The sequence below is a fragment of the Shewanella sp. genome, from assembly GCF_048265805.1.
GTDB lineage: Bacteria > Pseudomonadota > Gammaproteobacteria > Enterobacterales > Shewanellaceae > Shewanella.
In genome coordinates, this window is the sequence record NZ_JBLXAT010000016.1 from 29,125 (window position 1) to 55,895 (window position 26,771).

The 26,771-nt window shown below is 50.2% G+C and carries 24 protein-coding genes; 13 read left to right on the forward strand and 11 right to left on the reverse strand.

Annotated features, from left to right (window positions below):
* From mobA to ACN0TT_RS12230, 4 genes are read right to left on the reverse strand one after another with little or no spacing between them, the layout of a single operon-like run.
* Complete coding sequence (gene mobA, locus ACN0TT_RS12215) at window positions 1-600, reverse strand: molybdenum cofactor guanylyltransferase MobA (protein ID WP_417762436.1); 600 nt, start codon at window positions 598-600, stop codon at window positions 1-3.
* Entirely contained in the window at window positions 578-1,288 is a 711-nt protein-coding gene (locus ACN0TT_RS12220; RefSeq protein ID WP_417762437.1) for an ABC transporter ATP-binding protein, read from the reverse strand. Before ACN0TT_RS12220 ends, mobA begins: the two co-directional genes overlap by 23 nt.
* Window positions 1,288-1,995 carry an ABC transporter permease gene (locus ACN0TT_RS12225; RefSeq protein WP_417762438.1) on the reverse strand — a complete coding sequence of 236 codons (708 nt, stop codon included), beginning with the start codon at window positions 1,993-1,995 and terminating at the stop codon, window positions 1,288-1,290. The genes ACN0TT_RS12220 and ACN0TT_RS12225 overlap by 1 nt, the downstream gene beginning before the upstream one ends.
* A complete protein-coding gene (locus ACN0TT_RS12230; RefSeq protein WP_417762439.1) occupies window positions 1,995-2,807 on the reverse strand; it encodes a substrate-binding domain-containing protein in 813 nt (270 codons plus the stop codon). Before ACN0TT_RS12230 ends, ACN0TT_RS12225 begins: the two co-directional genes overlap by 1 nt.
* A gap of 280 nt (window positions 2,808-3,087) precedes the next feature.
* Here ACN0TT_RS12230 and ACN0TT_RS12235 point away from each other — a divergent pair, with 280 nt between their 5' ends.
* A complete protein-coding gene (locus ACN0TT_RS12235) occupies window positions 3,088-4,476 on the forward strand; it encodes a sigma-54-dependent transcriptional regulator (RefSeq protein ID WP_417762440.1) in 1,389 nt (462 codons plus the stop codon).
* 2 nt (window positions 4,477-4,478) lie between these two features.
* Window positions 4,479-6,608 carry an ATP-binding protein gene (locus ACN0TT_RS12240; RefSeq protein WP_417762441.1) on the forward strand — a complete coding sequence of 710 codons (2,130 nt, stop codon included), beginning with the start codon at window positions 4,479-4,481 and terminating at the stop codon, window positions 6,606-6,608.
* Window positions 6,609-7,213: 605 nt separating this feature from the next.
* Here the strand turns inward: ACN0TT_RS12240 and ACN0TT_RS12245 are convergent.
* Both ACN0TT_RS12245 and ACN0TT_RS12250 read right to left on the reverse strand, forming a co-directional pair.
* Window positions 7,214-7,708 (reverse strand): hypothetical protein, encoded by a 495-nt coding sequence (locus tag ACN0TT_RS12245; protein WP_417762442.1) that lies wholly within the window; start codon window positions 7,706-7,708, stop codon window positions 7,214-7,216.
* A gap of 463 nt (window positions 7,709-8,171) precedes the next feature.
* Window positions 8,172-8,861 (reverse strand): DNA-3-methyladenine glycosylase I, encoded by a 690-nt coding sequence (locus ACN0TT_RS12250; RefSeq protein WP_417762443.1) that lies wholly within the window; start codon window positions 8,859-8,861, stop codon window positions 8,172-8,174.
* A gap of 123 nt (window positions 8,862-8,984) precedes the next feature.
* Here ACN0TT_RS12250 and ACN0TT_RS12255 point away from each other — a divergent pair, with 123 nt between their 5' ends.
* On the forward strand, window positions 8,985-9,878 hold the full coding sequence (locus ACN0TT_RS12255; protein WP_417762444.1) for a LysR family transcriptional regulator: 894 nt from the start codon (window positions 8,985-8,987) through the stop codon (window positions 9,876-9,878).
* Window positions 9,879-9,928: 50 nt separating this feature from the next.
* Window positions 9,929-10,582: a glutathione S-transferase family protein gene (locus tag ACN0TT_RS12260; RefSeq protein WP_417762445.1), complete on the forward strand. Its 654-nt coding sequence runs from the start codon at window positions 9,929-9,931 to the stop codon at window positions 10,580-10,582.
* A gap of 4 nt (window positions 10,583-10,586) precedes the next feature.
* On the opposite strand, the gene ACN0TT_RS12265 is transcribed toward ACN0TT_RS12260, so the two are convergent.
* Entirely contained in the window at window positions 10,587-11,117 is a 531-nt protein-coding gene (locus ACN0TT_RS12265) for a thioesterase family protein (RefSeq protein ID WP_417762446.1), read from the reverse strand.
* 228 nt (window positions 11,118-11,345) lie between these two features.
* A complete protein-coding gene (gene prlC, locus ACN0TT_RS12270) occupies window positions 11,346-13,385 on the reverse strand; it encodes an oligopeptidase A (RefSeq protein WP_417762447.1) in 2,040 nt (679 codons plus the stop codon).
* A 245-nt stretch (window positions 13,386-13,630) separates the two neighbouring features.
* Here prlC and ACN0TT_RS12275 point away from each other — a divergent pair, with 245 nt between their 5' ends.
* From ACN0TT_RS12275 to mog, 6 genes are all read left to right on the forward strand, one after another.
* Window positions 13,631-14,326 carry a hypothetical protein gene (locus ACN0TT_RS12275; RefSeq protein ID WP_417762448.1) on the forward strand — a complete coding sequence of 232 codons (696 nt, stop codon included), beginning with the start codon at window positions 13,631-13,633 and terminating at the stop codon, window positions 14,324-14,326.
* Window positions 14,327-14,474: 148 nt separating this feature from the next.
* Window positions 14,475-14,912: a hypothetical protein gene (locus ACN0TT_RS12280; protein WP_417762449.1), complete on the forward strand. Its 438-nt coding sequence runs from the start codon at window positions 14,475-14,477 to the stop codon at window positions 14,910-14,912.
* Between the two features lie 109 nt (window positions 14,913-15,021).
* On the forward strand, window positions 15,022-16,377 hold the full coding sequence (gorA, locus tag ACN0TT_RS12285) for a glutathione-disulfide reductase (RefSeq protein ID WP_417762450.1): 1,356 nt from the start codon (window positions 15,022-15,024) through the stop codon (window positions 16,375-16,377).
* Between the two features lie 172 nt (window positions 16,378-16,549).
* Complete coding sequence (locus tag ACN0TT_RS12290; protein ID WP_417762451.1) at window positions 16,550-17,038, forward strand: NlpC/P60 family protein; 489 nt, start codon at window positions 16,550-16,552, stop codon at window positions 17,036-17,038.
* A 270-nt stretch (window positions 17,039-17,308) separates the two neighbouring features.
* A complete protein-coding gene (locus ACN0TT_RS12295) occupies window positions 17,309-18,343 on the forward strand; it encodes a diguanylate cyclase (protein WP_417762452.1) in 1,035 nt (344 codons plus the stop codon).
* Window positions 18,344-18,418: 75 nt separating this feature from the next.
* Window positions 18,419-18,949 carry a molybdopterin adenylyltransferase gene (mog, locus tag ACN0TT_RS12300; RefSeq protein ID WP_417762453.1) on the forward strand — a complete coding sequence of 177 codons (531 nt, stop codon included), beginning with the start codon at window positions 18,419-18,421 and terminating at the stop codon, window positions 18,947-18,949.
* A 57-nt stretch (window positions 18,950-19,006) separates the two neighbouring features.
* Here the strand turns inward: mog and ACN0TT_RS12305 are convergent, their stop codons facing one another.
* The 3 genes from ACN0TT_RS12305 to ACN0TT_RS12315 all read right to left on the reverse strand — a co-directional run bounded on the left by ACN0TT_RS12305 (window position 19,007) and on the right by ACN0TT_RS12315 (window position 21,030).
* On the reverse strand, window positions 19,007-19,927 hold the full coding sequence (locus ACN0TT_RS12305; RefSeq protein ID WP_417762454.1) for a lipoprotein: 921 nt from the start codon (window positions 19,925-19,927) through the stop codon (window positions 19,007-19,009).
* Window positions 19,928-20,146: 219 nt separating this feature from the next.
* The gene (locus tag ACN0TT_RS12310; protein ID WP_417762455.1) at window positions 20,147-20,587 is read right to left on the reverse strand and encodes a DUF2057 family protein; all 441 of its coding nucleotides are present in this window, start codon (window positions 20,585-20,587) and stop codon (window positions 20,147-20,149) included.
* A gap of 80 nt (window positions 20,588-20,667) precedes the next feature.
* Window positions 20,668-21,030, reverse strand: coding sequence for a hypothetical protein (locus tag ACN0TT_RS12315; protein ID WP_417762456.1), 363 nt, complete (start codon window positions 21,028-21,030; stop codon window positions 20,668-20,670).
* Window positions 21,031-21,433: 403 nt separating this feature from the next.
* Here ACN0TT_RS12315 and mtnC point away from each other — a divergent pair, with 403 nt between their 5' ends.
* The 3 genes from mtnC (at window position 21,434) to ACN0TT_RS12330 (ending at window position 26,702) form a co-directional block, all read left to right on the forward strand.
* Window positions 21,434-22,114: an acireductone synthase gene (mtnC, locus tag ACN0TT_RS12320; RefSeq protein ID WP_417762457.1), complete on the forward strand. Its 681-nt coding sequence runs from the start codon at window positions 21,434-21,436 to the stop codon at window positions 22,112-22,114.
* A 155-nt stretch (window positions 22,115-22,269) separates the two neighbouring features.
* Window positions 22,270-23,199, forward strand: a complete 930-nt coding sequence (gene pbpG, locus ACN0TT_RS12325) for a D-alanyl-D-alanine endopeptidase (RefSeq protein ID WP_417762458.1) — start codon at window positions 22,270-22,272, stop codon at window positions 23,197-23,199.
* Between the two features lie 53 nt (window positions 23,200-23,252).
* Window positions 23,253-26,702, forward strand: coding sequence for a hypothetical protein (locus tag ACN0TT_RS12330; protein ID WP_417762459.1), 3,450 nt, complete (start codon window positions 23,253-23,255; stop codon window positions 26,700-26,702).
* Window positions 26,703-26,771: the final 69 nt, after the last annotated feature.

Sequence of the window (26,771 nt, forward strand, 5' to 3'; positions counted from 1 at the left end):
TTAACTCTGGGCAATAACATCGGTGAGCTGTTGTTTATCTTCGGGTGTATTAACGTTAACGAATGCTTCAGGCTGATCAGCAAACGACACCCGCGTCACGCGGAAGTCACCATACCACATGTCAACGCGGCGACGACCAGTATCTAGGAAAGTACGAATCGATTCTGCTAACTCAGGCTTGATCAGTAACACAACCGAATGATCACGCTCACCATCCGTTGCCACTGCCACATCGGCATCTTCAGCAAGCAGTTGCTGCACCATGCGCGCGGCCAAATCTTTGGGCAGTAATGGGCAATCACACGGCACCACCAGCACATAATCGGCTGTGGTATCTACCAAGGCGCTGTACATGCCCGTTAATGGCCCCATAAAACCCGGCAGTTTGTCGGCAAACACCTCATAACCAAACTGCGCATATTGTGCTTGGTTTTGGTTGGCGTTAATACGAATGTGTTGCACCTGTGGCTGCAGCCTATCCAGCACATAACGCACCATCGGCTTATTCGCTAAGGTGATCAGTCCTTTGTCTTGTCGATCCATGCGCCGCGATAGACCACCCGCTAATACTACCGCTTCAATCTCTACTTGCTGCGACATTTAGATACTCTCCAGCCAGCGAAGGCTGCTTAATTGGGAACACATTGATACGTTGCGATTCAATTAACCATTTGGTGCAACATAACGCCAATAACTCAGAATCTTGGTGACTACTCAACAGTAATCCAGTTCCCTGTTTTTTCAATTCCGCAATCATGGTCGCTACCACTTGTCGCGAAACTTTGTCCATGTTTGAAATCGGTTCATCCAGCATCAGCAACGCGGGCTTAAGTAACCAAATGCGCGCTAATGCCAGTCGCTGCCGCTCTCCTCCTGATAGATGGGATGCGCCAGACGTTAACAGATGCCCCAACTGAGCCAACTCAATGGCCGCGGCTAACCGCTGCTGTTGTTCTAGTTTAGGCAATTTACTGTAGCGCTGGGCGAGACGGAGGTTATACGCCACGTCGCCGTCGTACAGATAAGGGTGCTGATGCAGATACAGCGCATAACCCAGCAAGGGGTTAGGCTGCCAAAAACTTTTGCGCCGATGCTGCGCTTGAATCGTGCCGCCAGCGGGCTTAATTAGCCCTGCTAGCAGCTTCATCAAGGTGGTTTTGCCAGTGCCGTTGTCGCCCGCGAGATAGATGACATCGCCCTGCTTAAAGGACAGCTCCGCGGCAGAAAACAGTAACCGCTCGCCAAAATGCATACTGAGTGCATGCGCTGTAATGGCAAATTCTTCCATTAATGGCTCCTTGGGCGTGAGCCGCCGCGCAGTGTACCTAATAGAAAGTTAAGCAGTAGCGAGAGGATCAGCAACACTAACCCTAAAGCAATGGCTTGAGCGAAATCGCCTTTGCTGGTTTCTAATGCAATAGCGGTGGGAATGTTACGCGTCACATGTTGGATGTTGCCACCAATCATCATCGAGCAACCCACTTCGGTCACGATACGGTAGAAAGAGGCAATAACCGCCATCAACAATGGCACGCGCAACTCGCGACAGATCACCCACACCGCGCCCAACCAACTCGCGCCCATCGTACGGCAGGTTTCCCACGCGCGTTTATCGGCACTGGTAAATGCCGCTTGGCTCATAGCGATTAGCACTGGCGCACAAATCATCATCTGGCCAACAATCATCCCTTGCTGAGTAAACAACCAGCGCAAATCCCCAAATGCGCCATTGCGGGTCAGCAACAGATACGCCAGCAGGCCGATCACCACCGTTGGTATCGACTGCAATGTTTGCACTAAATTGGTCACAATCCACTGGCCAGGAAAGCGCGTAAACGCCAGCAAAAAGCCGAGCACAATGGACGGAATAAGTGTGATAAGTAATGCCGATAGTGACACGGCAAACGACACAGAAATGATGGACCAAACATCAGGGTCCAGAGAAAACAGCAGGCGAAATGCCTGCTGTATCAGTGTTAACCAACCTTCGGACATTATTTTTGATAGGTCGCTTTAAACAGTTGTTGGCCTTTTACTTGGAAGCCATTGATCAATGCTTGACCTTCGTCGCTACACAACCAATCAGCAAAGGCGCGGGCACCAGCATGGTTCAGATCTGGGTATTTTTTTGGGTTGATCAGGATCACTTGGTAAGGATTTGCCAGCGTGCTACCGCCGTCAAAATCAACGGTCAGGTCAATTTTGCCCATGTAAGCGATGTAAGTACCGCGATCTGACAGGGTGTAACCTTGCAGCTCGTTAGCCATTTGCAAGGTTTTACCCATGCCTTGACCAACAGATTTATAACCAGAAAAGTCTGGTTTCACGTCAGCCGCTTTCCAGATCAATAGCTCTTTTTTATGGGTGCCAGAATCATCACCACGAGATACAAATACCGCGTCAGTCTTAGCGATTTTAGCGAATGCTTCTTCAGCTGAAGCACTACCATGAATTTTTGCAGGGTCAGCTTTAGGACCTAACACCACAAAATCGTTTTCCATAATGCCGCGTGGTTCAATCCCAAAACCATCCGCCACAAACTTCGCTTCAGCGTTTGGTGCGTGAGTCATCACCAAATCCACATCACCTTGCGAACCCAGTTTCAATGCCTTACCGGTGCCAGTGGCAATAACTTGTACTTTATAACCTGACTCCGCTTCAAACTTAGGTAACAGATACCCCAACAACCCTGAGTTTTCTGTACTGGTAGTGGTTGCTAGTTTGATGGTTTCCTGTGCGTAAGCAGAAGAAACAAACATCATTCCAGCAGCAACTGCATAACCGATCATTTTTTTCATTTTTAGCATGATTGCTCCTTGGCTTATTAATGACGCTGAAAGTTGTGTTTAGAGTGCCACTTTCAAACGTGTTCGTGCCTGCCCCATTAGCAAAATGAGTGCCACTCACAATTATGGTCGACTTATCTGCATGTACCTAACATTCATGTGAATATTGTCACAATTAGACTAAAAAACTGGCAGACAATTTGTCTCAACCCAACGTTAAACTGCCCCATAGTGACCAAATTTATATAAGTAGGTGATAGAATACTTACCTAACCCGTCAGAATGTCCAGCCTAATCAACTATGAGTCAAAATGATACACAGCTAAAACCATTGCCCTCAGCCGTGTCTGTGCTGATTGTGGATGACGAGCCAGGGATGCGCAGTTTTTTGAGTAAAGCACTGGCAAAGAAATTTGCCTTGGTGGAAACCGCGGCCAGCATTGAAGAAGCTGAGCAACTGCGTAGCCGTTGCCATTTTGACTTGCTGATTGTGGATATTCGCCTGCCTGGCCGCAGCGGTATCGAATGGCGCGAAGCGCTGGACGACCAAGAGCGCCGTTCCGACATCATTTTTATGACCGGTTACGCCGACATGGATGTAGCGATTCAAGCGCTGCGTGCAGGCGCCTCCGACTTTATCCTCAAGCCATTCCACCTCGACCAGATGATGCAATCCGTTGAGCGCTGTATCGAGCGCCGTTTGCTCAAGCGGGAAAACTTGATGCTGCGCCGCGATGTCTCGCTCGGTTTCTCTTCAACCTTAATCGGCAACAGTGATGCCATGACCGAAGTGAAGCGTATTATCGAGCGGGTCGCGCCAACCAATGCCGTGGTGTTGATTGAAGGCGAATCGGGCACAGGTAAAGAGTTAGTCGCACGCCAACTGCATGCACTGAGCGGTCGCCGCGGCCCATTTGTGCCGGTGAACTGTGGCTCTATCGCGCCAGAACTGCTGGAAAGCGAACTGTTTGGTCACACTGCTGGCGCATTTACCGGCGCCAAAGGTAACCGCGAAGGGCTATTTAGCTTCGCCTCTGGCGGCACTATTTTCCTCGATGAAATCGGCGAGATGCCGTTGAAGATGCAAACCTCGTTGCTGCGGGTATTGGAGCAGAAATCCATTCGCCCTGTCGGCAGTGAGAAAGAGAGCGCCATTGATGTGCGTGTGGTGGCCGCAACCAACCGTAAGCTAAAAGATGAAGTCGAAGCAGGTAACTTCCGCCGCGATCTGTTCTATCGCCTCAATGTGCTTAATCTGACGATTCCGCCACTGCGGGAACGACCTGAGGACGTGGTCGAACTCACCCATCATTTCACCCGTCAACTCGGTGTCGAGCTGGGGGTGCGCGAAGTGGTGTGGAGCCACGAAGATCTGCTCAAGCTGCAGCAACATGACTGGCCGGGCAACACCCGCGAGCTGCGCAATATGATTGAACGCTGCCTGTTATTGGGTAAACCGCCAGCAGAATATTGGAAAGATCTGCCTAAATCGGAACAGCCAGTACAAAGTGGTTATCCAATGGATTGGCCGCTCAAAGAGGTAGAAAAAGACCACGTCACCGCGGTGGTGGCAACCCATGGTGGCAACAAGTCCGCCGCCGCGCGGATACTGGGCGTATCGCGTAAAACCCTCGACCGCAAATATAAAGAGTGGTTTGATAGCGAGTCTGAATCGGAACAGGAGTTCTAACAGTGACGCTGTTTCACCGGCTGTTTGGGGTAACTTGGCGGCAGATGCAAGCCAAGGTGCGCTATAAAATCTTGATTCTGACTTTGCTACCCATCTTGCTCACCTTGGTGAGCTTGGTGTTTATTACCATTTACTGGAATATCAGCTACACAGGTAAGCAGCTGTTTATGAAAGTAAAAGCGGATTTAACCGTCGCGATAAACACCTTGTCATCCGTACAGCAAAATCAAGAAAAACTGCTGGACCGCATTAAAAACTCCTACGAGTTTCAAACCCGCTTACGGGCGCTGCAAGCGGGCGATAAAACCCAAGTGGTTGAAATTCGCCGTTTCCTTGCCGAACAGAAGCAACTGTTACACCTCGACTTTTTACAATTCATCACCATTGATAGCGCCGCTCAAGATCCTGACGTGCGGCAGATGCTACCTAAGATGAAAGACACCGGCGTCTATTCCGGCCTGATGGTACTGCCCGGCGCTCGCCTCGCCCGCATCGACCCCAACCTGCCGGCCAAAGCCCGCTTACCAATTATTGCCACACCGCGCGCGCATTCACCATCACTGTCTGAAGAAACCCGTGGCTTACTCAGCCGCAGCCTCTTGGCGATTGAAGGCGAGAGCGACAGCCCCGCATGGTTCCTCGACGGTGGCACCTTGATCAATGGCGACAACCGCATCGTCGACCACATTCGCGATTTAGTATACGACCAAGGTACGCTGCCGGAACGCTCCATCGGCACCGTGACCATTTTCCTCGACAATATTCGTGTCAGTACCAACGTACCGCTGAAGGTCGACAGTATTCACCACGCCACTGAAGGCCGAGCGTTGGGCACGCTAGTTTCCGAAGATGTGCGGCAAAAAGTGCTCGATGATGGCTTGCTCTGGCTCGACCGTGCCTTTGTCTACAACGACTGGTTTATCTCCGCCTATGCGCCGCTAGAAGATGTACGCGGCCAGCGTATTGGGATGATCTACACTGGCTTCTCAGAAGCGCCGTTCATCCACAATTATCTGTTAAATATCATCGAATTGGGCACAATTTTGATGCTAGTGCTACTGGTATCAGGCATGTTGGTTTATCGCGGGGCCTATAGCTTATTGCAACCGATTGAACGCATTCACCATGTCGTTAATGCGGTGCAATCTGGCCGTAATCTGCGCATTGGTGAGTTGGGGCTGGAAAGTGATAACGAGTTATCCAACCTCGCCGAGCAATTCGACAATATGCTCGATCTGTTGCAGCGTCGTAACGCCCAAATCCAAGCGGCCGCCGAGCAGTTGGAGATGAAGGTCGAGCAACGTACCCGCAGCCTGCAAGAAAAGACCGAAGAGCTGCAGCAAAACGTTAAACTACTAAATGAAACCCGCCACCAACTGGTGACCAACGAGAAGCTGACCGCACTGGGTGAGTTAACTGCTGGTATTGCCCATGAGATCAACAACCCGACAGCGGTTATCCTCGGTAACATGGAACTCATGCGCTATGAGCTGGGCGATAATGCCGCCGCCGTGGAAGAAGAGATTGAACTGGTGATCCAGCAAGTGGGCCGCATCAGCACCATTATCCGCAGCCTGTTGCAATATAGCCGCCCCGGCGAATTTAATGCGCCGATTGAGATGCAGCAAACCGGACCGATCATTGATGAAATGCAACTGTTAGTGCGTCATTCGCTGGGCAAGCAGGAAGTAGTTCTCCTGTCGGAACTCAATGCCAGTTGCCCAGTAGAAGTTAACCGGCCACAGCTGCTGCAAGTGCTGATCAACATGGTGATGAACGCCGCCCACGCAATGGATGGCAATGGTCGTATCTGGCTGCGTACCAACGACTGGCTGCTGCAAGATAAACCCGTCGGCGTAACAATTGAGATTGAGGATCAAGGTTGCGGTATTCCTGCCGAACAAGTCGGCCGCATTTTTGATCCCTTCTATACCACCCGCAAAGACGGTACCGGTTTAGGTTTGTCACTCAGCTATGGCTTGATCAAACGCATTGGCGGCAGCATTGAGGTACGTTCAGAGGTCAACAAAGGCACGGTATTTACCATCTACCTGCGCCACAAGGCCCAAGAGAACCATGTGTTGCCGTTCGAAGGCTTATTAGGCGACAAGCAAAGCAACGCTGAAGCATAAAAAAAACGCCGATGATAATCATCGGCGCAAAGAGTGTGTGAGCAATGTCGTGCTATGCAAACTCAGGGAACACCATACGAAGAAGCAGACTGCAATCTAATCCTCGTTTGGAATGAGTTTTGGAACGCACAATAACGATAATGATTCTCATTTAAATTTGCAAGCGCTGTGATGAAAAAATGGCTATCTTTACATTTCATACATCTGCCGTGGCCGTAAGCTTGCGTTTTTCATAATTGAGAACTGATAGGCTTGCTTGGTTAGCAGCGTATACATTCACTATAGCGTTGTGACTACGTCACCTGACGAGGAGTACCAGTTAGCGCGTCGAGTCGACCACAGCCTTGCATCTCGCATCTCGCATCTCGCATCTCGCATCTCAGGAAACTTTAGATAAAAAAACGCCGATGAAATTCATCGGCGCAAAGAGTGTGTGAGTAATGTCGTGCAATGCAAACTCAGGAGCACCATAACGAACGGAGGAGTAGTGCATACCTTTCGTTAAGGATGAGTTTTGGAACGCGGATTAACGATAATCATTCTCATTTATATTTGCAACTGATTTTTTGTGCTCTTTACAAATGAACTGCCGACAACGGCGCAATCTACTTGGTCGTCACGGACTGGCGCGGTGCGCCGACCTGATACCATTCGATGTGACTGATCTCCGCCACCGCCTCTTTAAATGCTGCACCATCGCTATCTAACTCAAACAACAACGGCGTTTTTAAGCGAATATTAGTGGCAAAGCGTGGTTTGGTTAACCATTCAATCTCCAAAGCAAACGCGCGATTTTTTTGCATCACAATGGCGTATTTCAGATCAGCGAGTGGGTAATGGTTAGCGTCGATGTGTAATTGCTGCTCGGTAAGATCAAAAGTCACCATTTTTGGCGCACTGGCATAACGAAAGAAGCGCACAAATAGCCAGCCCAAAGACGCCAACGCCACCGCGACTAAACACAGCGCCTTGCCACGTAGGCTATCTGGCACCGAAGCCAGCGCTAACTGGATCCACGCTACCGAACTACAGAGCCACAACAGCAACGGCGCCATGATGTAACTGGCAAGATGCTGTTTGTTCAATTGGTAGGTATTCAAATCACTCACCTATAGATGTCTAACGTCAAAACTGAGGGCGACAGCATAGCGGAATTCCGCGCTAATTAGCAGTCACATCAGCCGCTAATTCATGGGGGCTGTGGTGCAATGCCGCTAACCATCTGTTGATATTGAAGAATGTGCCGTTAGCTATACTTTTGACAGATAATGACGTACGCGCTGACATCTCGCATCTCGCATCTCGCATCTCGCATCTCGCATCTCGCATCTCGCATCTCGCATCTCAGGAAATTTTAGATAAAAAAAAGCCGATGAAATTCATCGGCATAAGAGTGTGTGAGCAATGTCGTGCTATGCAAACTCAGGAGCACCATAACGAACGGAGGGGTTTTGCATACCTTTCGCTAGGGATGAGTTTTGGAACGCAAACTAACGATAATCATTCTCATTTGTATTTGCAAGTTATTTTTGCATAAATTTTTTGCTGCGTGTTATCGCCAGATTAAATACGGTTATCGCCAACACTACAGGCGATGATACGGCTGATCTCCGCCATGGTACGGCCACTACTTTGCTGCCATTGATTAAACGCACCTTGCACTTGGGTTAAGCCCGTTTTTGAACTAAAGCTAGCATCCACAAGCTTATGCGCAATCAAGTACCCCTTAATATCTTCGGTCAATAAAAAGGTATCTTTGCCAATACGCCGCAGAAAATAAGGGCCAGTGTTACCCCCCAAGCGACAGCCTTGGCGTTTAAGTGCTTGCCACAACCCCACAATCTCCTCCACGGGCCACAAGGCGATATAACGGGCCAGACTGCCGTGATCTTGCATGACGTCTCTGATCATCAACGCATTGTCGTAGATAGACTGCGTCTTCTTTAAATGACGAATCAGTTGCGGATCGCTGGCACGCGCTTGTAACTGTTCCGGCGACAGCAGCATCACTTTATTGGGATCAAACTGGAAAAAGGCTTGTTGATAAGCAGGCCATTTGGCCTCGACTACCTTCCACACAAAGCCGCTTTGAAATACCTGCATACTCATGGCCGACAGCAATTCCGCATCTTGGTACTGCATTATTTCATCACTGCTGAGCGTTTGCGGTAGCAAACTTTCTAAGTGCGCCTCGCCACCTTTACGTTCACAGGCTCGGGCGTAGATATCGTCGAATTTTTCTAATGTCGCCATGCATAGTCCCCCACTGAATTTTGCCGCTGGCGATGGCAATTTTTACGCAAACTACTTAGCTGAAATAACCAATTACTGCTTAACTTAGAGCTTGATTAATCTAATGCAACAAGCGAGCAGACTATGGACGCCACTCATCTCTATCGCATGCTGGTTTTTGCCAATGTTGTCGAGCAAGGCTCATTGACAGGTGCAGCCCAGCAGCTTGGCATTAGTCGCTCAATGGTAAGCCAACATCTAAAAACGCTCGAATCCAAGTTGCAACTACAGCTACTGCAACGAACCACCCGCAGCTTATCACTCACTGCTGAGGGCAAAGATTACTACGAACACTGCGCCGAACTCACCCGCATGTCCAAGCAAGCCGAAGCGTCTGTCACAGTATCTAACGAACAGTTGTTCGGCAGTATTAGACTTTCAGTGCCAGAAGCTTGGGCCACATTAAAATTATTGCCGCAATTAGGTAAATTTCATCGCCAATATCCACAGTTACAGCTTAATCTATCTTTGGAACAACATGATCACATGTCGATAACAGAGCGGTCAGCCGACGTTGCCGTGATTGCAAGCAATGGGGCAGTGCAACAAGAAGCATTACCATTCGTACATTATCAACAACTGATAGTTGCGAGCGCAGAATATGTGGCGCAACATGGAAAACCGCTGCATCCAGATAATTTGCAGCAGTTCCATTGGCTGGCAGCGAGTGTTAACCAATTGCCACAGAGTTGGCAGTTACACAACAGCAGCGGCCAATGTTATCAGGTAAAGCTCACCCCATTTTCTGGGTGTAATAGCCTGTTAGCGTTAAAAATACTTGTCGAACAGAGCCTAGGATTCGCCTGTTTACCCGATTATTTATGCAAGGAGGCGCTCGACCAAAGGCGTTTGGTACAACTGTTACCAAGTTACCCTTTGATGACCAGCCAGCTATATGTAGTGCATCGTTTTGGCGAAAATGTCCCGCCACGCGTGCGGGCATTGTTGAAGTTTTTACAGCAGAACTTTGCCGATTAAACTCCAGCAGAACTACAGTTAACTGGCTGCTATGTTTGGAGCCGTCCGCTATGGAGCTTTTTTACCATCCGTTGTCCCGTTCTTGCCAAAAGGTGCTCATTGCCCTTTATGAGAAGCAGGCCAACTTTTTTCCTCGACTCGTGAATCTGCATGATCCGGTAGAGCGTCATGAGTATCTGGAAATGTTTCCGCTGGGACAGCTACCGCTGTTAAAAACCCGCGAAAGATGGCAGATCTCTGATTCCAGCATCATCATCGAGTATATCAACCAGCATGTAACAGAAAACACGCAGCTGTTTCCAACCGACTCAGTGCTGAATCTGCGCACTAAGATGCTCGACCGTTTAATTGATAACCAGCTGTATCACATCCTGTATGAAATCGAGCGCCATCACCGCTTACCAGAGCAGATGCAGCAAGCCATTCTGCTACGACAGCTGTACAAGCAACTCGACACCATTCTGACGGAATTTGATAAACAAGTGGAAGGCCATTACTGGCTGTGCGGCGATGGGTTTACTTTGGCCGACTGCGCGTTGATCCCCGCCTTAGCCAGCCTACCGGCAGAAGTGCAACTGATGGAATATTTCGAGCTAAATCGATATTGGCAACAAGCCGAACTGCGCGGCGCCTGGCATTTAGTTAAGGACGAAATTGAACAAGCCAAACAGGCGCTGCACACGGGGATCCAACCACCGCCTTAGACGGCTAAAGATTTTCCTCTTTTTTACGTTGCAGCATCAGTTTCCATTCTTCAACGGCAGCGGGTAACTGCGGGGCAACGCCGTCAAATCCCACCTGCGCCACTAACTCTTGTGAGCTGATCTTGCGTCCTTTGCAGACAAATAACCCCCGCACGTTAGCAATGGCATGTAAACCACGGTCGCTAACAAAGCGTTGTTCAATGTAGAAATATTTTTCATCCCAGCCTAGCACCCGGGTATCTAAATGAAATGGCTGTAATGGCTTGATATCTTTAATAAAGGTGAATTCAGATGCGTTCACTACCGGAAGCCATTTCAATTTTAATAACGGCTTGAGCTGTCCCATTTCAGCCAACATATAGGTGCGGCCAAGATCCATTAACGCCGGATAACGCGCGTTGGTGAGATGCATGTTGATGTCACAATCCGAAGGCCACACACGGTGCGCCATGCGACTGGTTTCAAGAAATCCAATGGCGCTTATCCTGCGTAACCGCCAAACAAACAGCCAAAAAAGGCGAAAATACAAGTTCATGACGTCACAGTCCTTTTTGTTAGCGGCAATTAATCTAACACATCCCCTACCTAGCTTGACAAGCGACAACGGAAACTTAATTTCCCATTTAAAATCATTAAATTAACCAATCATTTAAAACATCACGGTAATGTATCCAGCGCTCGCCAGCGCCAATTGCTCAATCTTTATGGCTCTGCCAGTAAAAAACCGGCTTATACGCCGGTTTTTTTAAGCACTTACCATCAATTAGGCCGTAATGCCTGAGTGGCGCAGCAACGCATCAATGTTCGGCTCACGGCCGCGGAAATTCACAAATAAGGTCATTGGTTCTTCGGAGCCACCTTTTTCGAGAATATTGTGCAGGAAGCTACGGCCAGTCTCTTCATTGAAGATACCCTCTTCTTCAAAGCGGGAGAACGCATCAGCCGACAACACTTCTGCCCACTTGTAGCTGTAATAACCTGCGGCATATCCACCGGCAAAAATGTGCGAGAAACCGTTTTGGAAGCGGTTAAACTCAGGCGGGATCACTACTGCCACTTGCTGACGCACTTCATCCAACACTTGTTGCACACGCGCGCCTACGGCTGGGTCATATTCGTGGTGTAAGCGGAAATCAAACAGCGAGAATTCCAACTGGCGCACCATCGCCATGCCTGATTGGAAGTTTTTCGCCGCTAGCATTTTATCCAGCATCGCTTTTGGCAGTGGTTCACCGGTTTGATAGTGGCCAGAAATCTCCGCCAATGCTTCCTCTGACCAGCACCAGTTTTCCATAAATTGGCTTGGCAACTCGACCGCATCCCACGCCACACCGCTAATGCCAGACACGCCGCCAACATCAATTTGCGTCAGCATGTGGTGAATGCCGTGACCGAATTCGTGGAACAGTGTGGTGACTTCATCGTGGGTAAACAGCGCGGGTTTGTCGCCGACGGGGCCGTTGAAGTTACAGGTCAAATACGCCACCGGCTTTTGCAAACCGTTTGGCGTTTGGCGACGACTGCGGCACACATCCATCCACGCGCCACCACGTTTGCCTTCACGGGCATATAAGTCGAGGTAGAAGCTACCGCGATGAGTGTTGGTTTCGTCAATGATGTGGAAGAAGCGCACATCTTTGTGCCAAGTATCAACGCCAGCTTGCTCTTCCACGCGCATGCCGAACAGGCGTTTTACGGTGTAGAACAGGCCGTTTAATACGCGGTCTTCAGGGAAGTAAGGGCGTAGTTCTTCTTGCGAGATTTCGTAAGTGTGTTGCTTGAGTTTTTCGGCGTAGAACGACAAATCCCACGATGCCATTTCATCCACGCCGTAGTGTGCTTTAGCAAAGGCTTTCAGCTCGTCCAATTCCGTTTTGGCTTGCGGTTTCGAGCGCAGCGCCAGCTCATTCAAGAAGGCGATCACTTGCGCTGGCGATTCGGCCATTTTGGTGGCAAGTGATTTATCGGCGTAGCTGTCAAAGCCCAGCAGTTGTGCCAATTCATGGCGCAGCGCGAGAATTTCGTCAATCACTGGCGAGTTATCAAATTCGCCGGCGTTCGGCCCTTGCTCTGAGGCGCGAGTGCAGAAGGCGCGATACATCTCTTCGCGCAACGCGCGGTTTTCGCTGTACGTCAGCACTGGCAAGTATGATGGAATATCCAGCGTGAACAACCAGCCGTCTTTTTCTTTAGCTTCAGCCATCGCTTTGGCTGTGGCAACGGCAGATTCTGGCAAACCCGCTAGCTCGGCTTCATCGGTAATTAATTTGTGCCACGCGTGGGTCGCATCCAGCACTTGGTTGGCAAACTTGCTGGTCAGTTCTGACAGGCGTTTAACAATTTCGCCATAACGCGCTTTTTGTGCGTCTTCCAAGCCGATGCCTGACAGTTCAAAATCACGCAGCGCATGTTCAATCACAGTTTGTTGCGGCTGACTTAACGTGGCAAATTCATCTGACGCGTGCAGCGATTTATACGCTTGATACAAGCCTTGGTGCTGCCCAACGTAAGTGCCATATTCCGATAATAGCGGCAAACACGCATCGTGCGCCGCGCGCCAGCTGTCGTTACTCATGACCGAATTCAAGTGCGATACTGGCGACCAGATATTGCCGAGTTCATCATCCACTTGCTCCAGTGGTGCCACCAAGTTATTCCAAGTATATGGGCCACCGCTGGCGAGCACCGCATCAATTTTGCTGCGGCTGGCAGCAATCGCGTGTTCAACTGCGGGTTGAATGTGTTCGGCTTTAAGCTGTGAAAACGGTGGCAATTCCGCTGGGGTAACGAGTGGATTAGTCATGATGATTCCTTGCGCGTTGTAATGCGAATATGAGGTTATAGATAAGGTCTGCTACGCTGTTTATCAAGGTGTATTGACCGATTGCCCCATTCGATTTCACCGCCGTTACGTTATTTCTCTCACAAATTTGCACTTAATTGACTATTTTTTGTTAACCACCGCCAAAAGTGGTGCCGAGTTAAAATTTTCGCCCAACAATCGCATCAATAATAAGGCCGATTCTCATTTAGCTTTGGAATGACACAATGAAAACTGGGTGTCTGTTAGCGTTACTTATCTGCTGTGTTGCTGGCTACTGCCATGCCGAGTCTGATATTGCCGTCTATGTGGATGGCGAGAGTAAGTACATCTCCGAGGGACGCAACAACCTGCCAAATGGCGGCATTGTGTGGAGTGGCATCGATTATCATCACGGCGCCCTGCTGTTATTTGAACGGCAAGGCATCGCCACCAGCGAGGATTATATTGAGTTTAATGGCGGCATCGGTTACCAACTGCAACTGGCCGATTGGCAACTCACTGGCAGCTATACCCGCTTAGAGTTTTTTGGCGATGAGCGCTGCCATGATAATGAACTTGCGGCGCAGCTGGAGTATCAAGCCATCGAGTGGCTAACGCCGACGCTAGTCTACACCCATGCCACCGCGGCCAATGGCGGCTTTCTAGAGTTTTCCCTCACTGGGCATTGGCCCCTTAGCGACAACTTTGAACTCGCGCCCTATGTCACCCAAGGCTGGGATTTTGGCTTTGCCACCGCCGACCATGACGGCCTCAATAACCTGCAATTTGGCGTTGTTGGCGAACTGCAAGTTAATTCACAGTGGGCCTTGGCGTTACATGTCAGCCGCACCCTCGCGCAGCGAGACATCAAAGATGAGCAGGGCGACCAATGCCAAACACAACAAACATTTGGCGGGGTGATGTTTAGCTATCAGTTTTAGTAACGGAGGTATCATATTCAACCGCCCCTGATACCCTACGCGCTGCTGCGACAGATTAATGCTGGCATGACGCGGCGGGTCTATTTACACTGGTTGATGAAAAAATCCCCTTCGGCCCACGGAATGGTCATCAACAGGAGGACAAGGAATGTCACTCGTGCCACGGCTTATGCTCGGTTTCCTGCTCGTATGTAGCACGTTGCCAGCCACCGAACTCACCAACACCACGCCACTCAAGCAATCTCAAGATCAAGCATTAGATGCCGATGGCAACCCCATTGCCCTGCCACAGGAGTTTGCCCCAGCGCTGCAATATCGCGCCGATGAAGCCACAGTGGCACCCATTAAGGTCAAGGCACAGCGCAGTAAAAATCACGCGGCAGCCAAAACGACACGAGTAGTCGATGATGCGGGTTGCCGCTGGCTGCACAGCCGCATGAGCGAACTAAGACGCCGTTTAAAATCCGAGACTCGCCTAGCGGATTACTTCCACGATGAAATGCGCGAACACCAACAGCAGTGGCAGTGTCTCAAGTGCGATGGCGCGGGACCAGCCGCAGGCGATCACGCCCGTTGTGGCTTATAGTTGCTGTGGTTGAAGGCTGGCAAGGCTAAGGAAATCTCCCTACAATGGCTGGCATTAACCGACTTGTAGGGCCAATTTTGGCCAGCCAATCCAAGCAATGGAGTAAAACATGGCACAGCATTTTGACTATATCTGCCTCGGGGCTGGTAGTGGCGGTATCGCTTCCGCCAACCGCGCGGCAATGCGTGGCGCAAAGGTACTACTGATTGAAGCCAAACAGCTGGGTGGTACTTGCGTTAACGTCGGTTGCGTACCGAAAAAAGTGATGTGGTACGGCGCCCACATCGCCGAAGCCATGAAACTGTACGCCGCAGATTATGGCTTTGATGTCAGCATCAACAAGTTCGATTGGCAAACGCTGGTTAACAGCCGCGAAGCCTACATTGACCGTATTCATGGCTCTTACGAACGTGGTTTGGGCAACAATAAAGTGACCGTGGTCAACGGTTATGGTCGCTTTGTGGATAATCACACTATTGAAGTCAACGGCGAGCAGTACTCTGCTGACCATATCCTGATCGCTACCGGCGGAGCACCGACAATTCCGAATATTCCAGGCGCGGAATATGGTATCGATTCTGATGGTTTCTTTGCCCTGACACAACAACCTAAACGTGTAGCGGTAATCGGCGCGGGTTATATCGCGGTTGAGATCGCTGGCGTATTGCAAGCACTGGGCAGTGAAACCCACCTATTTGTGCGTAAACATGCCCCACTGCGTAACTTCGACCCAATGCTATATGAAACACTGATGGAAGCGATGGCCGCCGATGGCCCGACCTTACACACCCACAGCGTGCCAAAATCGGTCATCAAAAATAGCGATGGCAGCCTGACGCTGACCTTGGAAAACGATGAACAGTATGAAGTTGATAGCCTGATTTGGGCGATTGGTCGCCATCCATCTACCGACAATATCGGCCTAGAACATACTGACGTTGCACGTGACGAGCGCGGCTACATCATCACTGATGCCCAGCAAAACACCGCTGCTGAAGGAATATATTGCGTTGGTGACATCATGTCTGGCGGCGTTGAGCTAACGCCCGTAGCAGTTAAAGCCGGACGTCTGCTATCAGAACGCCTGTTTGGCAACATGCCAGACGCCAAAATGGATTACGATTGCATTCCAACAGTGGTATTCAGCCATCCACCGATTGGCACCATGGGTTTATCTGAGCCAGAAGCCATCGCCCGTTATGGCGCCGATAAAGTCAAAGTCTATAGCTCTGGTTTTACCGCCATGTACACCGCAGTAACAGCCCATCGTCAACCATGCAAAATGAAACTGGTTTGCGTCGGTGATGATGAAAAAGTGGTTGGTATTCACGGTATCGGTTTTGGCATGGATGAGATCCTGCAAGGCTTTGGCGTCGCCATTAAAATGGGCGCCACCAAAGCAGACTTCGACGCCGTGGTCGCCATCCACCCAACCGGTGCAGAAGAGTTTGTTACTATGCGTTAAATCAAGCGTTAGTCGCCTGATTTTATTAAAAAGGTCGCTAAAGCGGCCTTTCTTATTGCACGTTCACCACCACTTTTTGGCGGCGCAACGGCGCGGCTAAGCGACTGCTCGTTGTCTAATTCATCATGGAGCTGCTAGTCTGAGGCATATCCTTGCTAAATCGGGACTGACGTTGCGCACCTATTTACCTTTCCTACTGATATTCATCACGCTGTTACTTGCAGGTTGTAGCAGTGCTCCTGAGCCTGCCAAAGTCAGCGGCCCCAGCACCAACCAACAGCTATTGCCGGTAAACACCTTAGCCGCCTTTGAGCAGCAGTGGCGTGGGGTGCCTTACCGTTATGGCGGTAATAGCAAACACGGTATTGATTGTTCCGCGTTTGTGCAACTCACTTACCAACAACTGGCCAATATCCGTTTACCACGCACCACCGCGGCACAGGCACAATACGGGGTCAAAATTGCGCGTTCGGAACTAGTCAGCGGTGACTTAGTGTTTTTTAAAACCGGTTGGAGTAGTCGTCACGTCGGCATTTATTTGAGCCATAATAACTTTATGCATGCATCCACCAGTGAAGGCGTGACCATCTCGTCATTGAATACCCCCTATTGGCGCGATGCATTTTGGCAAGCACGGCGACTGCTCGCCCATGGGCAGTAATCTGCTTGGGACAGCATTTTTCTCACAACGACATATACTCATTGAGTACTAACTTATATGCTTAGCAAACAACATCTAACGCGATGTTTTTGAGAGCAAGGGATACCAACAACGCTGACTAGCTAACACTTATTCGCCGTCAGAATGGGGAGCCTAGTCGATGACTCTTTGAGGCAATAATCTAGATGGTTGGATGGTTTCTAAAAAAAAAATAATAACAATGTAAACGTTGCGTCCTCACAGCAACTCGGTGATTTTCACACTTGGGCCTTGCATGCTCGCCTTCCGCAAATTCGTTATATCGCGCTAGTCACCACACTGCTGTATCTGGTTTACACCGTTATCGAATATCAGATCGTGCCCAACTACGATATTGAGCGTTTCTTGTGCCATGCCGTACTGGTACCGGTGACCATGGCAATCGTGGGCATTTTGACGCACTTCCCTCAATACCATCGCGCCATGTCGCTGTTGCTGATTCTCGCCCCTATTGGTGCCAATTGCGTCAACGTGTACTTAAATATTAACTCAGGCAACTTTAGTGACTTTGCCCCCGAGCTGTACCTGAGCATTATGTGGATTTTTGCCATCTCAGGGCTACGGTTAGCACATGCATTAATCTCTGCAACCAGCAGTTGCATCATAATTCTTGTAAGCAGCTTTCAGGCAGATCTACCTAGCCCTTTTCTTAGTTGGCATGTGATGTGGCTGTTTTCCGCCTTTAGCTTTGGTTTTGTCAGCGCCTTAGTGCTAGAGCGCACCCATTACTCTCTTTATGAGAAAACACTGGAACTAGCCGCGTTGGCCAGCCGTGACCCACTGACTCAGTTGTGGAACCGTGAGAAAATGTCGCAGCTGTTTGAGCAAGAAAGGCAATTGGCCACCACGCACAAACAACCCATATCATTGATCATGTTGGATATTGACCACTTTAAAGCGGTTAATGACGAATTTGGTCACGATGCAGGCGATAAAGTGTTATCGCACTTCGCCCAGTTGCTCAAACGTAACGTGCGCCAACAAGATCACGTTGGCCGCTTTGGTGGCGAAGAGTTTTTTATCATTCTGCCCAGCACTATAGGCACCGATGCCCTGAATGTGGCGCAGCAATTACAGCAACAGATCAACCAATATCAATTCCCTGTCGTAGGCCATAAGAGTGCCAGTATTGGCGTGACTCAAGCGCAAAACGTTCATGAATCACTGACGCAACTGATGCGCCGTGCCGACATCGCGCTCTACCAAGCCAAAGCACAGGGGCGCGATAACGTGGTGTACTTGGCAGCTACCCTCGCCAGCGCATAAGCAGCGCAGGCTCTTTTGCCACGATTATGCTATTGTGGCGCTTTTATACTGCCGAAGAAGATTGTGGAGTAAAAGATGGGAAAAGCTAAAATCGGAATTGTCACTGTCAGCGACCGCGCTAGCGCGGGGGTGTACGAAGATCTGTCAGGCAAAGCAATTATCGATACCCTGAATGATTACCTCACTAGCGAATGGGAACCCGTTTATGAAGTGATCCCAGATGAGCGCGATGTGATTGAAGCCACGTTGATCCGTATGGCAGATGAAGATGGCTGCAGCTTAGTTGTCACCACAGGTGGCACTGGCCCCGCTAAACGCGACGTCACCCCAGAAGCCACTGAAGCGGTATGTGACCGCATGATGCCAGGCTTTGGCGAATTGATGCGCCAAGTGTCACTGCAATATGTGCCAACGGCCATTTTGTCGCGTCAAACTGCTGGATTACGTGCAGATACACTGATTGTTAACCTGCCAGGTAAACCTAAATCGATTCGTGAATGTTTGGATGCGGTATTCCCAGCCATTCCTTATTGTATCGATCTGATGGAAGGCCCGTATTTGGAGTGCGACGAAGCGGTGATCAAACCGTTCCGCCCGAAAAAATAAGCGCTAACCGCAGAGACAACAACGCCGAACCTCAGTGTTCGGCGTTGTTGTATGTAACTAGCGCGTGGTAGAGGCTGCGCTGGGATGACTGACGCTAGCGTTGTCCGTTGCCCCCGCCGCAGGCACCTGCAACACAGGTTCGGTATAGGCTAAACGCTCTGGCCAGTGGCTCTGCTGATACTCGCCTTGCTGCAATGCTTGCGCTAACTGCTGCGCCTCAGTATCAAGCCCCGCCTGTGCGGCACGATGGGCGCCCAACACATCGGCGAGCATGCGCTGATTGACTCCTCGGCCAGTCAGCACCACATTGGTTTTTTGCAGCAGATATTGTAACTCTACATCCGGTGTCACACTGGCTAAGGCTAACAACCAATCCGCCACAAATTGCTCTGGTGTGGCATTTTGTAACGCCTGCAAAAACAGCTCCCGCGCTTGTTCCGGCTCACGCCGCAGACGATCAGTGCCAAGCCCCGCCAGAATGTACGCATCGTGAATTTGGTTGTGTGATTGCAGCTCATTAAGCACCGCAAGCGCGTTACCATCACCCAATTTAGTCCAGTGATAAAAGGCCAGATGCGCGTTGTCGCGCCCTTGGGTCTGCCGTTGTAGCTCCAGCAAACTCTCTGATGTCAACGCGTATGCCCGCTGCGCATTACTGGTTAACGACGGGTTGTTCACATGCTGAATCCCCGCCGCTCGCTTCAAACAGGTGTTATACGACTCCAGTATTTGCAGTAATTTGAATTGGGTCTCGTCATCTGCCGTTACTTGCTGCCGTTTAATCGCTAGCCGTAATTCCAACAACGGCGTGCGGCGCTCTCGGCAAGTCGCATCTAAGTCTAAATCGCGACAAACCAACGGGTTGTCGTGGCACACTTCCGCTAATGGTGATTTCCTTCCACAACCGGCTAACAACAACAGACAGACCACGCACGCGGTACTGACCCCCAGCTTTGTTAATGCATTCAACTTTGCCATACTACTTAACAACACCTGTGATGATGGGTTATCCATTACCTGTAAACCATCCAGATAACATCCTTATAATTAAGCGTCATATCTTCACATTTTCTTAATTTTTTGGCACGTTAGATCTCACGATTTAACAAAACTCTGCATAAATTCTCGCCGTTTTAAGCAAGAAAAAGCCCCGCTTGACGCGGGGCTTGCTCACTGGGGAAAGTTACACCGTTACACTTAGCGACTCGCTAACAATTGGCTCAGCACGGCGGCTTGCGATTGCAGTTCCACGGTATCGCTTAAGCCTTGGTTATCGGTTAACTGCAACCTTGGTTGCATAACAAACGCCCGCGCTTCGGCAGCGTTGTCAATCGCTGGGGTAGTTAACGTCAGTTGGGGTTGGTCGCCCACCTTGATATGCGCAAACAATGTTTTTGAGCTTACCCAATCACCTGAGTCATCGGCATACGCACTAAAATAATCGTTATATTTTAGGGTGATAAGATGATCTCCCTCAGTGAGGTTGATACGATTCAGCGGAGTAACCGCTTGGCCATCGACACTGCTAATTTCAATGCTGTCAGGCACGTGCAGCGTGGCAGCAGAAGCTAACGGTGCAACAACAGCAGCCAGAGTTAAAGAAGCAGCAATAACAGTTTTAGTCAGAGATACACACATAGTCATAATTCCCAAATTAGTTAAATCGTAAATCGGTTAAATCGTAAAAATTGGCCGCACAGAGCGGTAATAGAGAAGATTTACGCTAAATTTGGGGGAGGCGTTTGCACATGACTATCGGCAGTTTGTACGCTCCAAAGTGGAACGCTAATGCGCTGTGTCAGCGTGTTGAGCGGAGTAACAACAGCCATTGCAATAATGGCAGAAACGGCACTGCAATGGGCGATACACCCAGCAGCGGAAGCACATTGGTGGCTCGACATATCACAATGGCAACTATCCATACCTTGGCAGCAATCCATCGGTGCAGCGGCGCTATGTTGGCTTGCCATTGCTGCGCTAGAAGCTGGTGCAGACATCGACATAGCAAAGCTGTGGTTGGCAATCATACCTTGCCCCACCAGCGTCAATATCAATGTAATGACCAACAACAGATTACGCATCAAACTCGCCATCGTTTTGAACTCTGTTTTATACCCTAGACCTCTAAAACCTGAGAAACAAGCACGAATTCTGCACAGATAATCAATCTTAGCCTTAGTTCACACTTTGCTTGTTTGCTTAAGTAAAGTTGTCGTCACACTAGCTGCCACGGTAGAGCCTAATCGCGCTTGTTAGTAAGTAGCTCAGGTAATTGAACGGCATAGGCAAATCGCCTTTCCTCTAATACCGCCTCATGCAAACACTGGGTAGCCTTGATAAAAACAAAGGCATAGCTCATCTGTTTTAACGCTACAATCACGTATGCCAATACTGCAGTGTTTACGGGTTATTCACTGGTCAAATGCGGCAATAACGCTTAGTATTCTCTCAGCGATCACAAGGAGTCTCGGGAGTATCCATCTCATGGGCATCAGAGCCATTATTGTTGACACAGCAGGAACCACCACGGATGACGCATTCATTCACGATGTGCTATTTCCTTATTCCATTGAAGCGATGCCAGCGTTTTTAATGCAGCATCAAAAAGATGTGTTAGTTGATAACTGCATTTGTGATACGCGTGAAATGGCGCTTGAAGAAGATGCCTCATTAGCACGCGTAGCAGAAATTCTGCAGCAATGGGTGCGAGAAGATCGCAAGGCCACGCCTCTGAAAACCTTGCAAGGGTTAATCTGGAAAGAAGGCTATGGCAAAAGTGCGTTTAAAGGCCATATTTTCCCTGACTTCATCGATGCTGCCGCGCGTTTTAAAGCCCGTGGTATTCGCCTGTATAGTTTTTCATCTGCCTCAGTAGAAGCACAAAAACTGCTGTTCGGTCATAGCGATGGTGGCGACTTAACCGAGCTATTTAACGGCCATTTTGATACCCGTACCGGTGGCAAACTGGATAAGCAGGCATACTGTAATATCATCAACACCATCAGCATGGCGCCAAAACAGGTGTTGTTTGTGTCTGATCTCGCCGAAGAACTCAAAGCCGCCCAAGCCGCAGGCTTGCAAACTTGCCAAATGTTGCGTGATCCCGCGGTGGCCTCCGGCAGTTTCCGCCATGTGCGCAGCTTTAACGATCTACAGTTAGACTAATCTCCTCGCTATCATTATTGCGCTGCGGGATGCCCAAACGGCATCCCGCGTGAGTACTGAATTCAGTAAATTAATCGGTAGTTCCCTTGCACTCACTGCGGTTTTTATTACACTTGGCTTCGATTTTTCACCACCTGATGACCCCTTGATAGCCGATGTTGAAACGACTTTTCACTGCCACAGTTTGTTGCCTGATACTGGTGTCGACAGCGATACAAGCCGCTTCTAAGCTTCCGACAACAAAGCAAAACATGGCGTCACAAAGTGCCATGCTGGTCGATCTCGACTCGGGTAAAACCTTATATTCAGAGGCATCTGACCTCATCACTCCCATCGCCTCCGTCAGCAAGTTGATGACCGCGTTAGTGGTATTGGATGCTGGCTTACCGCTGAATGAGTCGATCACCGTTGACGTGAGCCAGTCGCCGATTATGCAGAATGTGGTGTCGCGTATCCGTCTCGGTAGCACGCTAACCCGCAAAGAAGCGCTAGCATTGGCATTGATGGCCTCAGAAAACCGCGCCGCCACCACGCTAGCGCACAGCTACCCTGGTGGCTTTGATGCCTTTGTCGCGGCGATGAATGCCAAAGCCAAAGCGCTCGGCATGCACAACAGCCATTTTGAAGAACCTACCGGCTTGTCTTCGCATAATATTTCAACGGCGGCCGATCTGGTCAAATTGGTCAAAGCGATTCAGCACTATCCCATCATTGGCGAACTCAGTACCGCCTCTAGCCGCAGCGTTACGTTCCAACATCCGCGCTACAGTTTGGCGTTTTATAATACCAATCCACTGGTAAACCGTAAGAGTTGGAAAATTCAGCTCACCAAAACGGGTTACACCGATGATGCTGGCCACTGCTTGGTGATGGTCACCAAAATGGGCCATCGCAATGTGGCCTTTGTGGCACTCGATTCCTTCGGTAAATACACCCATATTGCCGATGCTACCCGTCTAAAACGCTGGCTGACGACAGGCAAGGTCTCCAAAGTGCCAGACGACGCCTTAGCCTACAAACGGCAAAAACGCTTGCAGCGCGAGCAGTTAGCCGCCCCTCAAGATAACATGTTAGCAGTGCCATAAGGCACCGCTGTTTTTACTGCCGCAGTAAAAACAGCAATACACCGATCAGGACGATGATGTATTTCCCTAAAAACACCAAGATAAGTTTCAATCCACTCGACGCCACCAGCGTTGTCGACGCACTCAACCAGTACCAAACCTTGCTCGAGGAACAGCGCATTCTCTCTACCCGCGAGCGTCACTATGACGTGGAATTTATGGCGCTGGATGCCGCGCAGCAACCGCGGCGCCTACAGCTGAGCGATGTCCCCAATCCACAACATGTGGCGTGGCTACAACGTGCGTACAGCATGGGGCCAGACCCATTTGAAATCGATGAACACATTGGCGACGATGACGATACCCATGTGTCCGAAGCACTGCTGTTTGCCATCGCTATCGGTCACGCCGATAACAACACGCCACTCCAAATCGCTTTGCGCCATACCGCCCGCGCCCTGTGTGAGCATGCCCGTTATTACAACGACACCAGCGATATGTGGCTCGATGATATGCGCGTCTACGGTGTTGAAGCCCTTTACCTGTATGGCTGTTATGAACCGAGCTTACGCCGCTATCTGTCGCAACTACTGGTGCCGTATTGGGACGATGAGCATACCAGTGGCTATCACGAGTATTTAGCCGATTATGTCAGCCGCGAAGGTTGGAACCAGGACAATATTGCTGCCTTTATCTGGTGTGATAATAGCGAGTTCCGCTGGCAGATGTTTATGGATGGTGAGAGTGACGAGTGTTATAACCCGCCGCTTATCGACGCACTGCGCCAAGATGCTAACCTCTACCAGTGCTTTAAACAGATACTGCAAGCACGTTTTCTCAATGGGCAGATGTTGGCGCGCGATGACGAGCAATTTGAAGCCAATGAACCGGTGTTAGATATTTTGTTGTCGGCGCTACCGTTAACTGAACGTTGGGACCTCGACCGCGATGCCGTGCTGGAACAGCAATTTGTCGATGCTAGTGTGGAAGACACCGCTTATGATCTACAGCAAGCCATTAGCGCACTGACTGACAAACCGCTGATTTATCAGCAAGAAACGATTTATCCCGATAACGAAGACACTGAGTTCGACTACGCACTGCAACTGCTTAGCGGCTTCAAAACGCTGATATTGGCGCAACCGCAAGGCGAGTCATTATGGCGCTACTGGCGTGATGGCACCGACGCTGAACAGCTTAAACAGCTACAATGCGTCGATTTGCTAGAACAGAGCCGCCAACTTGCGCCTGAATTGTACCGTATACTCGAAGAGTGGAGTTTCCTCTGCGACGACAATGCCAGCCTGTTGAGCGATCTCTGTTACCACCTTGCGCCAGTAATTAGCAGCCTAGCCAATGAGGCCGTACCAGCCGCCTTAACCGACTTATTACCACAGCAACAGCCCAGTGATGGTCAACAGCAACTGCTGCGTCATTTCGACCTGTGGTTTCGTCTCGCTGGGCTTGAACAAGCGCCGGATGAATGGCGTGATCAGCTGTGTGAACGCCATGAGTTGCTATCTGAGCAGGCATTTTTTCAGCGTTACAACCAAAATGCTGATCAACCCGAGGCTGCACGTCAGCAGCGCTTCAAAGTATTGCTCAAAGATTGGCAACAAGACGCCGATGAAATCCATCAAGAAACCCTCAACCGTTTCACACAGTTGCTGCGTGAAGCACCGCAGTTGGCGCGTGACGACTATTGGCCGCAAGCCGATGTCGATACTGTTGACGAAGTCGAGCAGCTAGCCACTCAACTTGCCCACAACAGCTTACGCGCTTGGCTGTTGCATAGCGGCCATGCCAGCGAGCCCACACAAGCAACGCAGCTGCAACAACAGTTGAGCAGCGACCAGTGCTGGCAAACGCTACTGGCGCTCATTGCTAACCACTGCCATGCGGCAGATGACTCGCAAGCCGAGCTAATGCAGCAATTGGAGGCGGCCAGCCGCGATGGCGCCGCACTCACCCAACTGCTGCAAGCACGACTAAAACAGGACACGCCAACGGTCGGCGACCTTGTCCCCTATCATTATTTCAGTGCGCAGCAGCCACGCTATGAATTATTTGAAGACGCTAGCGCCAGCCACCTGATTTTACTGTGTTTTTGGCAGCAAGCGCACAACCCGCGCCTCAAACAGTTGTGGCAAGTGCTCCTGCAAATCGCGCCGATACGCACGCTCAAACAAGTGGCAATGCTTTATAGTCATTATCCGTACCGTGTGGAGTGGGAAGCGCAAGCACAGCAGGCATTTTGTGCCGCCGCCCAAAAAGCGGGGGTTAGCAGCGCGCTGCTTGATGCGTTTCAGATCAGCATTTGCCATTTCGACCAACAGCCGCAGCAATATCAGCATTGGCTGGAGCAACTGAAACGACTGCGTCATCCGCTGTTAAAGCGCAAAGCTCAAGCACTGCAGCAGCAACTGCAATGGATCGATGAAAACCGCAAGATCTGCTTTTATGAAGAGTTACTGCTGCGGTCGCCTAAGCTGCGGCCACGGCTACAAGCGGAGATCGACCAAAGCCTCGCCCACACACTCAAACTCACGCTGGGCTACAACCTGCTCTCGTGGGATGAAGTGCTGCTGCACGATTTTGCTGGCGACTGCCAAATGCTCGATTACCAAGAGCAACAACAGTTGCCCGCCTTTGCCGATGCCAACATGCACCAAGCCTGGCTAGCGCATGACCATCACCAATGGTACGCCATTAGCATTAGTCAGCAGCAGGGTGCAACGCAGCAACTGCTGTACTACCGAGAGCCAGTCCCCGCATCTGGGCTAGCACAAGGGGCCGAAAACGGCCGCGTATTACTGTTTGCCGAGTCGCTTGATCGCAGCGAGATTTATCGCGCCATCGCCGCACTGCCTGATTTTCATGGCCGCTTGCAGCAATTGGTTGAACAAGTGATGGCCTATATTGCTGGCCATGCTTCTCTGGCAGACACCCTGCTGCTAATGCAACGCTACCTGCGCCATGACAGGTTTGAGCTGCCACGCCTTTACTCGCGGGCTAAAATAGCTGATCTACTGCCACTATTGGAAACTGAGCAACAGCAACGGCTGCTGAGCTTACTGTTTAACTTCCATACTGATACGTTTGAACTGCTGGATAGCGAATTTATGCAGCGTTTCTGGCGCGCGACACAACTGCGTTATCAGCGCATTAGCTACAGCGAATACCTTGAACAACGCCAATATGCCTATGAGCATGACAGCGAAGAACTGGAGAATGCTTCTATTGGTGCCACCTTGCAGTGGCTGAGTTATTTGGACATCGCGCCACTGCAACTGGTTAAATTCGCGCTGCAATATAGCGTGTATGAAAGCCCTTGCGATTGGCTGGTCGCGCTAGCGCGCAAAAACGAATTGGCCCCGTTATTGAGCCAACTCAGCACCGATCAGCGGGTGGCGTTGATTGATGCGCTCGAAGGCGATTATGACGATGCGGCCGCCTTGTTAGCGCCACTTGCCAACGACCGTTCGCGCCGTGTGCGCGAACGTTGGAAAGCAGCGTTCGCCTAATACGGCTTGCATGACAAGCGCAATAAAAACGGCGTGAGAGGTTAACCTCACGCCGTTTTTATTGGTCAT